This is a genomic window from Streptomyces uncialis, from assembly GCF_001905345.1.
GTDB lineage: Bacteria > Actinomycetota > Actinomycetes > Streptomycetales > Streptomycetaceae > Streptomyces > Streptomyces uncialis.
The window spans coordinates 1692525-1705171 of record NZ_LFBV01000001.1; the positions used below are offsets into that span (position 1 = coordinate 1692525).

A 12647-nucleotide genomic window follows, 5' to 3' on the forward strand; every position below is an offset into this window, starting at 1 on the left:
ACGGTCACCGATTCACCTTGACCATCACGCTGCGTCGACGCACTCAGCGGGCGCTTTACCACCATACCCCGGAATCGCGCAGGCGCGATGGCCGAATTCATCACGTCGTCCCCGCCGCATTGTCCGAGCAATGATCACGTAGTCGTGGTCACAGTGTTTGACCAGCGACTTCCCGGGCCGGTCGGGCGGGCTATTGTGCGCTTCATGACGACGCCTGACCACGCCGCTGAAACGCCCGCCGAATCGACCGGGGTCGCCGCCCAGGACTGGGACCGGGCATCCGCAGACCCGCAGTACCGGGCCGCCGTCGTCGATCTGCTCGGCGCGCTCGCGTACGGCGAACTGGCCGCGTTCGAGCGGCTCGCGGAGGACGCGAAGCTGGCGCCGACGCTCGCGGACAAGGCCGCGCTGGCGAAGATGGCGTCGGCGGAGTTCCATCACTTCGAGCGGCTCCGGGACCGGCTCGCCGCGATCGGGGCGGAGCCCACGGAGTCCATGCAGCCCTTCGTGGCCGCGCTGGACGGTTTCCACCGGCAGACGGCGCCGTCCGACTGGCTGGAGGGGCTCGTCAAGGCGTACGTCGGTGACTCCATCGCGAGCGACTTCTACCGTGAGGTCGCGGCGCGGCTGGACCGGGACACCCGCGCGCTGGTGCTCGCGGTCCTCGACGACACGGGGCACGCCGGGTTCGCCATCGAGAAGGTGCGGGCCGCGATCGACGCGGATCCCCGGGTCGGGGGGCGGCTCGCGTTGTGGGCGCGGCGGCTGATGGGGGAGGCGCTGTCGCAGTCGCAGCGGGTGGTGGCCGAGCGGGACGCGTTGTCGACCATGCTGGTCGGGGGGGTCGCGGACGGGTTCGACCTCGCGGAGGTCGGGCGGATGTTCTCGCGGATCACCGAGGCGCACACCAAGCGGATGGCTGCGCTGGGGCTCGCGGCGTAACACCCTCCGGGCGTGGTCCTCGGGTACTCGGGGGTGCCCCCTGCTTGTGGCGCCCCCCGGGGTTCCTTGTGCTGGGCGCACTTCGTTCCTGTGCCGTCGTTCGTGGGTTTCGCGCAGTTCCCCGCGCCCCTTTGGGGCGCACCCCGGCCGGTTCTTCGGGTCGGGGCCGGTCGGGATTCTCCGTCCTCGATCCGACACGCTCGGTACGACGTCCAACGGAGCTACTGAAGAGCATCGGAGTCTGCGAGCAGAGATTCCCGCCCACCCCCTCCCGCAGCAGCGCGACTGCACGAGGAGAGGGCTTCCGCACCCGACGGACAACATTGAGGGGCGCCCCTTCAGGGGCGCGGGGAACTGCGCAAAAGACGAGGGCGCACCCGCACCCGAAGCGCGACCGCAAGGGGGCAGCATCCAGGGGCGCGGGGAACTGCGCACCCACGGGGAACCGGTACAGGAACAAGTACGCCCAGGTGTGGAACCCCAGGGGCGCGGGGAACTGCGCAAAAGACGAGGGCGGACCCGTACCCGGGGAACAACCGATCGGGGCAGCATTCAGGGGCGCGGGGAACTGCGCACCCTCCGAGCGACGGCACAGGGGCAAGTGCGCCCGGTCGGACGGACCTCGGAAGCGCGAGCGAAGGCGACCTGCGGGGAACTGCGCACCCCACGAGCGACGGCACAGGGAGAAGTGCGTTCAGCTGGACGGACCTGGGAAGCGCGAGCGAAGGCGAACCGTCAGGGGCGGGTACCCAGGGGCGCGAGCGGAGCCGACCCGCGGCGGCGTTCGGGGCGCAGGAGGAGGGACAGGAGTGCGACCGAGACCGCGACCGCACCGACCAGCGTCGTGGCGACCCCGGGATCACCCAGCGCGGTCCGGGTGACGAACACCCCCAGCAGCGCCCCGCTCACCCCGGTCGTGAACACCAGCCGCGCCATCGGCAACCGATGGGCCTGGGTCCGCAGCGCCGCTCCCGCGAGTACGAGCCCGATGACCGCGGAGCCCACCACCATCAGCCACAACATCCGTGATCCCTCCCGCGTCGGACGGTCCGTCATATCGTCGTAGCCGGTCATTACCCCCGGCCGCGCGAACGCAACCCTCCACGCCACGGGCGGCGGACACCCCGGCCCCGTCGGGCCGAGCGGCGGGACGCCCGCGCGGGGGGCACACGCGAACGGGGCGGGCCCGTTGGTCGTACCACCGGGCCCGCCCCGTTCGTTCCGCGCCGCGTCCCAGGGACGGCCGCGCGGGTACTACAGCGCGCTGAAGCCCACCTTGCCGCGGCTCGGCTCGCCGATCTCCACGTACGCCAGCCGCTCGGCCGGCACAAGCACCTTGCGGCCGTGGTCGTCCACGAGGCTCAGCAACTGCGCCTTGCCGGACAGCGCCGCGGCCACCGCGCTCTCGACCTCCTCGGCCGTCTGACCGCTCTCCAGAACGATCTCGCGGGGCGCGTGCTGCACGCCGATCTTGACCTCCACGGCTTTGTCCCTCCGACGGTCATTGATGTGCGCGGCCCTCCGCGCCGTACCCCGCACACACTAGCCCGGTGCGGGGAGGTGACGGCTCCGGCGGAGCACGCCGGTAGCGAACAGGGGACGGGAACAAACAAGCGGGTCACCGGTGGCGTGGACCGGTGACCCGTGGCGGACGGTCAGGGGCGGCGGGCCGTGGCCGTCACTGCTCCGTGCCGTGCAGCGGGAAGCCCGCGATACCGCGCCAGGTGAGTGACGTGACCAGCTGGACGGCCGTGTCCCGGGGGATGGCGCTGCCGCTGGACAGCCAGTAGCGGGCGACCACCTGGGAGACACCGCCGAGGCCCACCGCGAGGAGCATCGACTCGTCCTTGGACAGTCCCGTGTCCTCCGCGATCACGTCGGAGATCGCCTCGGCGCACTGGAGACCGACCCGGTCCACCCGCTCGCGTACGGCGGGCTCATTGGTCAGGTCCGACTCGAAGACCAGCCGGAACGCGCCGCCCTCGTCCTCCACATAGGCGAAGTAGGCGTCCATGGTGGCCGCCACCCGCTGCTTGTTGTCCGACGTCGAGGCCAGGGCCCCGCGCACCGACTGGAGCAGCGATTCGCAGTGCTGGTCGAGAAGGGCCAGGTAGAGGTCCAGTTTGCCGGGGAAGTGCTGGTACAGGACCGGCTTGCTGACGCCCGCGCGCTCGGCGATGTCATCCATCGCGGCCGCGTGGTAACCCTGTGCGACGAAGACCTCCTGGGCGGCGCCCAGCAGTTGGTTCCGGCGGGCACGCCGCGGCAGGCGGGTGCCCCGCGGGCGGGCCGCGTCTGTCTGCTCGATGGCTGTCACGCCGCCTCCCAAGATCGTCCATGTGCGGGTGTGCGCCGCGTGGCCATCGTACTTTTCGGTAACCCGGGTGTGCGCGGCGCGGGCGCAGGATTTCACGTACCGACCGGGCGGGGAACGCTCCGGGCGCACGCGAACCGTACACAGCGCGTGGTCGCCGGGGCCGAACGTGCTCCCGCGCGCGGGAGCACGCTCAGGCACTAGCGGTAGTCGTCCTCGTCCAGGGCCACCACGCGGGCCTGCTCCGCACGGTCGCCCTCGGCCGCGCTGGCGGGATCGGAGCCCGGCAGGGCGTCGTCCTGCTCAGGGGCGAGCTCCGTGTGCTGTTCCGCCGTGTCCGCCTCGGGTGCCTCGGCATCGGCGGCGCCCCGGGGGTCCTGCTCGGATTCCTGGGTGTCCTCGAACGTCTCGGGGTCGGTGGGGTCGACGGCCATGAGTCCCTCTTCCCGGGCGGTGACGGGATGGTGTCCCTCTCGCGGCGTAGGAGAGCCGGTACCACCACGCTACGCCGATCTGTGACGCCGAACACACGAACCCGCGCGTGATCACCTCGTAACATTGCCGCATGTCTTCGACGGAGTCACCGCATCTGTCCGCAGCGGTCACGCCCAGGGTCGGTGTCGTCAAGGTCGCGGCAGGGGAGCGGTTGAGGTCCGTCGGACTTCCCGGTCTGTCGCTCACGGTGCGTTCCCGTCCGCCCGCCCGTCCGGGTCTGCCGCCCGCGCTGCTGGTCCACGGGCTCGGCGGTTCCTCCCAGAACTGGTCGGCGCTGATGCCCCTGCTCGACGACGTGATGGAGAGCGAGGCGCTCGACCTGCCGGGCTTCGGCGACTCACCGCCCCCGGACGACGGCGGCTACTCGGTCACCGCCCACGCGCGCGCGGTGATCCGCTACCTCGACTCGACCGGTCGTGGTCCGGCGCATCTCTTCGGCAACTCCCTGGGCGGCGCGGTCACCACGCGCGTGGCCGCCGTCCGGCCGGATCTCGTACGGTCCCTGACCCTGGTCTCGCCCGCGCTCCCGGAGCTCCGGGTGCAGCGCACGGCCGTGCCGACCGCGCTGCTGGCCGTACCGGGGGTCGCGGCCCTGTTCACCCGGCTGACCCGCGACTGGTCCCCGGAACAGCGTGTGCGCGGGGTGACGGCCCTCTGTTACGGCGACCCCGGACGGGTGACGCCGGACGGTTTCCGGGCCGCGGTGGAGGAGATGGAGCGCCGGATGGCGCTGCCGTACTTCTGGCAGGCGATGGCACGCTCCGCGCGCGGGATCGTCGACGCGTACACCCTCGGCGGGCAGCACGGTCTGTGGCGGCAGGCCGAGCGGGTGCTGGCCCCGACCCTGCTCGTCTACGGCGGACGCGACCAGCTGGTGTCGTACCGCATGGCGCAGCGTGCCTCGCGCGCGTTCCGCGACTCGCGGCTGCTGACCCTGCCCGACGCCGGGCATGTCGCGATGATGGAGTACCCCGATCTGGTGGCGGGTGCCTTCCGGGGCCTGTTGAGGGACCTGGACCCGCCCTCCGGGGGCGGGCATGACAGCGTGGGGGGCGACAGTGGACGGGACATCGGACAGGCCGTTGTGGGACCCTCCGATACGGACGAGTCCGCCGACGCGCAGACGGGGAGCTGAGACGCCGCGTGGGACGCCATAGCCGCAAGGGCCCGGCGAGGCAGGGCGACAAGGTCGCCGCACCGCCTCCGGAGGAACCCAGGGCCGACAGCACAGCCGCACGCGGTGTGCCCGACCGGAACGACGCCACTCCCGCCGCGGGTGTGCCGCGCGTCGCGCAGGGACCGCCCCCGCGCGGGGTGCCCCGGTACGCCGACGGCACCCCCGCCCAGGGGGTGCCCCGGGTACGCGGCGGCCACCCCGAACAGCGGGAGGCCGGGGGAGGCTGGGGCACGGTCCCCGCGTCCGGTCCGGCGCCCGCCGGGTACGGCGCCCCCGCACCCGGCCGCCGCCAAGTCCCCGGCCCACGACGGGAGTACGTCGACGCCTTCCCCGACGGGAACCCCGTCCCGGTCACCACGGGCCACGCGGCGGGCGCCCGGACCCCCGGCCCCAGGGAGCCCGCCCCCGGCCCGCAGGCGGCCGTCCAGGGCCGCTACACGTCCGGTCCGTACGCCGCCGCGGGCCCGACCGCGCCCGCGGCCTCGCCGTCCGGCCCGTACGCCCGTCGGGGCGGCCCGCGTCCGCCGGGCGGACCCGGTGGCGCTCCCGCCGCCGACCCCTACGCCTCCGTCACCGAATGGGACACCGATCCGGCCCCTCCCGCCACCGATGACGGGCCCGCCGATCCCGCCGACCCCCGGGTCGCCGTACCGCCGCCCCGCCACCCCGGCGACGGACCGCCCCCCGGTGACGGGCCCGCGGGCAAGGGCGGCAAGGGGCGCACCTTCACCGGGATCGCCGCGGCGGCGGTCACCACCGTGCTCGCCGTCGTCGTCGCCGGACAGGTCGCCGACCGTGACACGGGCGCGCAGTCGCGGACCAGCGCGACGGAGGGGACCGACCGGTCCGACGGCGATCCCCCGTCCCGCTCCGACAACCGCCCCACCCCCGAACGCCCGGCCGGGGAGCGGCCCGCCGCGGCTCCGCCGACCTACGCGCAGAAGATGGCCCGGACTTATCCGCTGGACCCGAAGCTCGCGGCCTCGGGGGAGTTCGAGGCGATCCCGGGCTTCGTGAAGGCGCCCGGCAAGGGACAAGTGGTCCGCTATCGGGTGGATGTCGAGAAGGGGCTCGGGCTGGACGGCGCGCTGTTCGCGGACGCCGTGCAGAAGACCCTCAACGACGACCGGAGCTGGGCGCACGGCGGCGCCCGTTCCTTCGAGCGGGTCTCCTCCGGACAGGCCGACTTCGTCATCACCCTGGCGAGCCCCGGCACGACCGACGAGTGGTGCGCGAAGTCCGGCCTCAACACCTCCATCGACATCGTCTCCTGCGACTCGGCGTCCACGGAACGTGTGATGGTCAACGCGTACCGCTGGGCGCAGGGTTCCGAGACCTACGGTGACCGCATCCACGCCTACCGGCAGATGCTCATCAACCATGAGGTGGGCCACCGGCTCGGCTTCGGCCATGTGAGCTGCCAGACGGACGGCGCGCTCGCCCCCGTGATGCAGCAGCAGACGAAGTTCCTCGAACACGACGGGATCACCTGCAAGGCCAACCCCTGGGCGTTCCCGAAGAGTTGAGTGTGCGCGCGCACGGTCAACTCGGCCGCGCCACACCTCACCCCTGGGTATGACACCGCGTAGGCGAAACGATCCATAGCGCGACGGAACGCCGTGCGTGGTCGAAAGTCACGTCTCTTCACCCCTTCCGGTGGTGCGACGGACAACCGTCCGCCGCGCCACGGGCATGTCCGCATACGTTCATCCCGCTGCGGGCCGCCGACGAGTGGTGGCTCCCGGACGGGAGAGCGGGGGTGTGACGCGTATGCGGATCGGGATGCCGGGTCCTGGCGGTCCGCCGGACGGGCGTGGAGGTGCCGCCGCACGGCCGGTCGCGCCGTCCGGCGTTCCCGGCTCGGGTTCCGCCTCCGGCTCAGGCTCCGGTTTCGCTTCCGGCCCGTCCGCTTCCGGGGCGGCCGTGCCTGGGCCTGCCGCTTGCGGAGACCTCGCTTCCGGTGCCGTCGTCGTCGGCTCCCGTGTCCGGCATCAGCGCCCCACACTTCAGGAGTACCGTTTCGCCTCCGCGCTGCGCCGTTCCCCCGCGCGGGCGGCGGAGCCGGTCGCCCGGGACCTCGACGGCATACCTCCGCTCGGCGAGGTGGAGGCCGGGTCCGGTGCGCGGGCCGCTGTCCCGACGGGCGTGAGTGCCGCGCCGGGTGACGTGGGCGCCTTGGACATCAGGTGTGGCATGCGCGTCATAGGTGTCGCGTGCGTCGTGGGTTCGGGGGCTGCGGGCTCGGCTTCCGTGGGCGGGGTGCGCGGTGGGGGCGGGGGCTTCGTATCGGCGCGGGTGCTCGCACGGGCGTGCGGGGTGGTGCTGTGCGACCCCGAGCGCCGTGCGCGCCCGGGTACGGTGGCCCGCGCGCGGGCGCTCGAACCGGTCCGCGGCCTGTCCCGCGTCGAGCGGAACGCCACGGCATTTCACGGCATTTACCTGGGGAGCGTGTCGCGGTCCCCGGCCCGGCGCCGTGTGTGGGACACGTACGGGCGGCCCTCGCCGTTCGGGACGCGTACGGTTCCCGCGCCGCCGGTCACCGCGTCGGCTGCCGCCGCGCCGACGGTTCCCATGACGGTGGTCCCCGTATCGCCGGTCATCGCGCTGCCGGTCACCGCGCCGCCGGTCACGGCTTCGGCGGGGGAGGGCGCGCGATGACGCCCGCCGGCGCCCGACGGGACCGCGCCCCGCTCAGCCTGCCGTCCTGCGGCCCCCCTCTACTCGTCCAAGTGACGCGCACCCTCACCCACGCCTCCGCCCCTGTTCGCACCACCGCCGCGCACACCGCGTGCGCGCCGGGCGCGGGGGCGTACGACGGCGTGGGAGACCCCGGAGGTACCCCAGGCGCGGCATGACCCGTACCGGTGGTCCCTGACCGGCGCGCCATCGGCGCCCCGCGGCCCCACCCCCCACAACCGTCTCCCGCGTGGCCGACACCGCGGGCGTCCTCTGTTCCGCAACACCCCTGAAGGAGAAAGCGAGATGACCACCCTCCGATCCGGAGACCGCGTTCCTGGAGGCGCCCGATGAGAGTGCTGTTGATCGGAGCCGGCGGGTACATCGGCCGTTTCGTCGCCGACCGGCTCATCGCCGATCCGGCCGTCCAGCTCACCGCCCTCGGCCGCGGCGACGACGCCGATGTCCGCTTCGACCTCGCCACCGGCAGTCCCGGCGCGCTCACCCGCTTCCTGGACGCCGTGCACCCCGGGGTCGTCGTCAACTGCGCGGGCGCCACCCGGGGCGGCGCCCGCGAGCTGACCCGGCACAACACCGTCGCCGTCGCCACCATCTGCGAGGCCCTGCGCCGCAGCAGCTGCGGCGCACGGCTGGTGCAGATCGGGTGCGGCGCCGAGTACGGTCCCAGCCAGCCCGGCTCCTCGACCGCCGAGGACGCCGTACCGCGCCCCGGTGGCCCGTACGGCGTCAGCAAGCTCGCCGCCACCGAACTCGTCCTCGGCTCCGGTCTCGACGCCGTCGTGCTGCGGGTGTTCTCGCCCGCAGGCCCCGGCACCCCCGCCGGGTCGCCGCTGGGACGGCTCGCCGAGGCCATGCGCCGCGCCATGCAGTCCGGCGACGGTGAGCTGAAGCTCGGCGGGCTCGGCGCCCAGCGGGACTTCGTGGACGTGCGCGATGTGGCGCGGGCCGTGCACGCGGCCTCCCTGTCCGCCGCGCAGGGCGTGGTCAACATCGGCTCCGGCCGGGCCGTGCGGCTGCGGGACGCCGCCGCCGTCCTCGCCCGGGTCGCCGGATACGGGGGGGCGCTCCATGAACTCGACGCGCCCCAGGCGCCCCCGGTGGCGTTGCGCGCCACCCTCGGGCACCCCCGTAGCGACCCCGATCACGCCGGGCCGTCCGCCTACCCCTACCCCGACGGCTGCGGAAGCTGGCAGCAGGCCGATGTCCGTACCGCGCGCGACCGGCTCGGCTGGCGGCCCCGGATCAATCTGGAGGAGTCCCTCGCCGATATCTGGATGGAGGCGGCATGCCGCATCTGACCAGTGCGCTCAAGGGCACGGCGCAGACCGGTACCGGGCCGCGGGTGGGGGTGCCCGGCTACGCGCACCCGCTGGTCGCCGCAACCGAGTGGGACGCGCTCACCCGCCGGACCGCGCCGCCGCTGCACTGGGTCGTCCTCGATGTCGCGCGCGGTCCCGGCGACCGGCCCGACCCGCACTGTCTGGAGGCCGCCGGACGGCTGACCAACGCGGGTGTCCGGGTGCTCGGGCGTCTCGACCTCGCCCGGGGCGCCCGGGACCTGCTGGAACTGCTCGCCGAGGCCCGCCGCTACCGCGACTGGTACCGGGTCGGCGGGTTCCTGCTCGACCGGTGCCCCACCGACCCCTCCTCCCTCCCGGCGGTCCGCCGCACGGTGAGCAGCCTGCGGGCGCTCGTCGACGACCCCCATGTCGTCCTCGGTCAGGGCACCCACCCCTGCCCGGGGTACGTGGAGGCCGCCGACCAGCTCGTCACCTTCGCCGGCGCCTGGCACGACTACCGTTGGTCGCAGGCCGCGGCATGGACCGCGGAGCACCCGCCTGAACGCTTCTGCCACTTCGTGCACGGGGTGCCGCGCGGTCATCTGGACGAGGCGCTGCGCATCGCCCGCTGGCAGGGCGCCGCGACGGTCTGGTTCACCGACCGCACCGATCTGGGCGGCCGCGTGGACCCCTGGGAGGGCATGCCCGGGTACTGGGACGATTTCGTCTCGCGAGTCGGGACGGGTGTCTCGGAATGAAGAAACGCGTGGCAGTGTTGCACGCAGAACAACCTTCCGAAATACCGACCAACGGAGTCCCCGTGTCGCTGCCACCCCTGGTAGAGCCAGCTTCTGAGCTCACCGTCGACGAGGTTCGCAGGTACTCCCGCCACCTGATCATCCCCGACGTCGGGATGGACGGGCAGAAGCGGCTGAAGAACGCCAAGGTGCTGGCGGTCGGCGCCGGCGGACTCGGATCGCCCGCGCTGATGTACCTGGCCGCGGCGGGCGTCGGAACACTCGGCATCGTGGAGTTCGACGAGGTCGACGAGTCGAACCTCCAGCGGCAGATCATCCACAGCCAGGCGGACATCGGCCGTTCCAAGGCGGAGTCGGCCCGGGACAGCGTCAAGGGCATCAACCCGTACGTGAACGTCGTCCTGCACCAGGAGCGGCTCGAAGCCGACAACGTGATGGACATCTTCAGCCAGTACGACCTGATCGTGGACGGCACGGACAACTTCGCCACCCGCTATCTCGTCAACGACGCGTGTGTGCTGCTCGACAAGCCGTACGTCTGGGGCTCCATCTACCGCTTCGACGGTCAGGCGTCCGTGTTCTGGAGCGAGCACGGCCCCTGCTACCGCTGCCTCTACCCGGAGCCCCCGCCGCCGGGCATGGTGCCGTCCTGCGCCGAGGGCGGCGTACTCGGTGTGCTGTGCGCGTCCGTGGGTTCCATCCAGGTCACCGAGGCGATCAAGCTCCTCACCGGTATCGGTGAGCCGCTGGTCGGCCGACTGATGATCTACGACGCCCTGGAGATGCAGTACCGCCAGGTCAAGGTCCGCAAGGACCCGAACTGCGCCGTCTGCGGCGAGAACCCCACCGTCACCGAACTCATCGACTACGAGGCCTTCTGCGGTGTCGTGTCCGAGGAGGCCCAGCAGGCGGCGGCCGGTTCGACGATCACTCCCAAGCAGCTCAAGGAGTGGATCGACGACGGCGAGAGCATCGAGATCATCGATGTCCGCGAGCCCAACGAGTACGAGATCGTCTCCATCCCGGGCGCCAAGCTGATCCCGAAGAACGAGTTCCTCATGGGCACCGCCCTGGAGAGCCTGCCGCAGGACCGCAAGATCGTCCTGCACTGCAAGACGGGTGTCCGCAGTGCGGAGGTCCTCGCCGTGCTGAAGTCCGCCGGTTTCTCGGACGCCGTGCATGTCGGCGGCGGTGTGATCGGCTGGGTGCACCAGATCGAGCCCCAGAAGCCCGTCTACTGAGCCTTCCCCCACCGGGTTCCCAGGTCCCCCGCGCCGAACGGCGCGGGGGACCTTCCGCGTCCGGCCCGGGAACGGTCCGCCCGGCACGGGACTCGATGTCCGGCACGGGGAAGGCGATGTCCGGCTCCGGAGCGGTCCGCCCGGGTCAGGAGCAGAACGTGCCTTCCTTGGGCGGTCTGCCGTCCAGCAGATAGGCGTCCACCGCGCTGTCCACGCAATCGCTTCCGTTGCCGTACGCCCCGTGGCCCTCGCCCTTCCAGGTCATCAGCACCCCGACACCCTCGCCCAGGCCGACGGCCATCCGGCCCGCGCCCTCGTACGGGGTGGCCGGGTCACCGGTGTTGCCGATGACCAGGATCGGCGCCGCTCCCGGCGCGCTCACCTCGGCGGTCTCCTGGAGCCCCGGGACCGGCCAGCGATGGCACCAGCCCGCGGTGTCCCAGCCGAGGAAGTCCCCGAACACGGGGGAGATCTCACGGAACTCCGGCAGCGCCGCGCGCGCCTGCTCCAGCGTTCCGCGGTCCTTGGAGTCCCGGCACGAGATCGCGCGCTGCGCGTGGCTCTGCGCGCTGTACCCGCCTGATCCGTCCCGCTCGTTGTAGGCGTCCGCGAGGGTGAGCAGCTCCGTGCCGTCACCGTCCTCGGCGGCCTTCAGCGCGTCCGTGAGCGAGGGCCACGACTGCTCGCTGTAGAGGGTGATCACGATGCCGGTGATCGCGAGTGTCTGCGTCAGCTCACGCTCGCCGGACGTGGACAGCGGCTCCGCGTCGATCCGCTTCAGCAGATCCACTATCCCCGCGGTGCCCTCGGCCGGGTCCGTGCCCTGGGCCCTGAAGTAGTTGTCGAGGGCGCGCTGGAAGCCCCGGGTCTGGTTCTTGGCCTGGGACATCCCGTCGGCCGTCGGGTCCACCACGGCGTCGAACACCAGGCGCCCCACCCGCTTCGGGAAGAGATGCGCGTACGCCCCGCCGAGCTGGGTGCCGTAGGAGATACCGAAGTAGTGCAGCTTCTTGTCGCCCAGGACCTGACGCATCAGATCCAGGTCACGGGCCGTGTCGTCGGTCGACACATGGGGGAGGACCTTCCCGGCGGCGCGCTCGCAGCCCGCCGCGAAGTCCGCCGCGTCCTTGAGGAACGCCCGCTCCTCGGCGCTGTCGTCCGGGGTGAGGTCGACCGCCTCGGCGGACTCGATCTCCTGGTCCGCCCGGCAGCGCACCCCCTCGCTGCGCTCGACCCCGCGCGGGTCGAAGCTGACCAGGTCGTACCGTCGCTGGAGTTCGTCGTAGCCGGGGGCGAACGCGGGGAGCATGGACACACCCGACCCGCCCGGACCGCCGAAGTTGAAGATCAGGGAACCGATCCGGTCCCCCTCGTCCTGCGCGGTGGCCCGGATGAGCGCGATGTCGACCGTCTCGCCGCCGGGATCGCCGTAGTCCAGCGGGGCCTTCATATCGGCGCACCGCCAGGAGTCGTCCGGAGCGGGCTCGGCATCCGTCTCCGGACAGGCACCCCAGCTGAGCCGCTGACCGGTCAGGGCGGCCGGCAGCTCGCCGCCCGCGGTGTCGGCCGGCGCGGGGGGCCGGGACGAGGCCCGCTCCTCGGACGGCGAACCGTCCGGTTTGCCGCCGGAGCCGTCGCCGCATCCCGCGAGCAACACGGCGGCGGCGAGCAGCGCCGCCGACCGTACGTACCGGGCCATGATCTTCCCCCTCCACGAGCTGTCCGGCCATAGTAGGCAGACCT

11 protein-coding genes are annotated in these 12647 nt (G+C 72.6%); 6 read left to right on the forward strand and 5 right to left on the reverse strand.

Annotated elements, in window-relative coordinates:
• The first annotated feature begins 204 nt into the window (after positions 1-204).
• Positions 205-942, forward strand: a complete 738-nt coding sequence (locus AB852_RS07290) for a ferritin-like fold-containing protein (protein ID WP_385923455.1) — start codon at positions 205-207, stop codon at positions 940-942.
• Between the two features lie 735 nt (positions 943-1677).
• Here the strand turns inward: AB852_RS07290 and AB852_RS07295 are convergent.
• The 4 genes from AB852_RS07295 to AB852_RS07310 form a co-directional block, all read right to left on the reverse strand.
• The gene (locus AB852_RS07295) at positions 1678-1965 is read right to left on the reverse strand and encodes a hypothetical protein (RefSeq protein ID WP_073785598.1); all 288 of its coding nucleotides are present in this window, start codon (positions 1963-1965) and stop codon (positions 1678-1680) included.
• A gap of 231 nt (positions 1966-2196) precedes the next feature.
• A complete protein-coding gene (locus AB852_RS07300) occupies positions 2197-2424 on the reverse strand; it encodes a DUF3107 domain-containing protein (protein WP_178390944.1) in 228 nt (75 codons plus the stop codon).
• 196 nt (positions 2425-2620) lie between these two features.
• Positions 2621-3259, reverse strand: a complete 639-nt coding sequence (locus AB852_RS07305) for a TetR/AcrR family transcriptional regulator (protein ID WP_073784669.1) — start codon at positions 3257-3259, stop codon at positions 2621-2623.
• A gap of 197 nt (positions 3260-3456) precedes the next feature.
• Positions 3457-3690, reverse strand: a complete 234-nt coding sequence (locus AB852_RS07310; protein ID WP_073784671.1) for a hypothetical protein — start codon at positions 3688-3690, stop codon at positions 3457-3459.
• A gap of 131 nt (positions 3691-3821) precedes the next feature.
• Here AB852_RS07310 and AB852_RS07315 point away from each other — a divergent pair, with 131 nt between their 5' ends.
• The 5 genes from AB852_RS07315 to moeZ all read left to right on the forward strand — a co-directional run bounded on the left by AB852_RS07315 (position 3822) and on the right by moeZ (position 10904).
• A complete protein-coding gene (locus tag AB852_RS07315) occupies positions 3822-4886 on the forward strand; it encodes an alpha/beta fold hydrolase (RefSeq protein WP_073784673.1) in 1065 nt (354 codons plus the stop codon).
• An 8-nt stretch (positions 4887-4894) separates the two neighbouring features.
• Positions 4895-6454 (forward strand): DUF3152 domain-containing protein, encoded by a 1560-nt coding sequence (locus tag AB852_RS07320; protein WP_079184344.1) that lies wholly within the window; start codon positions 4895-4897, stop codon positions 6452-6454.
• 1500 nt (positions 6455-7954) lie between these two features.
• Positions 7955-8923, forward strand: a complete 969-nt coding sequence (locus AB852_RS07330; RefSeq protein WP_073784679.1) for an NAD-dependent epimerase/dehydratase family protein — start codon at positions 7955-7957, stop codon at positions 8921-8923.
• On the forward strand, positions 8911-9663 hold the full coding sequence (locus AB852_RS07335) for a spherulation-specific family 4 protein (protein ID WP_073784681.1): 753 nt from the start codon (positions 8911-8913) through the stop codon (positions 9661-9663). The genes AB852_RS07330 and AB852_RS07335 overlap by 13 nt, the downstream gene beginning before the upstream one ends.
• Positions 9664-9725: 62 nt before the next feature.
• Positions 9726-10904 carry an adenylyltransferase/sulfurtransferase MoeZ gene (moeZ, locus tag AB852_RS07340; protein ID WP_073784683.1) on the forward strand — a complete coding sequence of 393 codons (1179 nt, stop codon included), beginning with the start codon at positions 9726-9728 and terminating at the stop codon, positions 10902-10904.
• A gap of 145 nt (positions 10905-11049) precedes the next feature.
• Here moeZ and AB852_RS07345 read toward each other — a convergent pair whose 3' ends face one another.
• Positions 11050-12603: an alpha/beta hydrolase gene (locus AB852_RS07345; protein ID WP_073784685.1), complete on the reverse strand. Its 1554-nt coding sequence runs from the start codon at positions 12601-12603 to the stop codon at positions 11050-11052.
• Positions 12604-12647 lie beyond the last annotated feature (44 nt).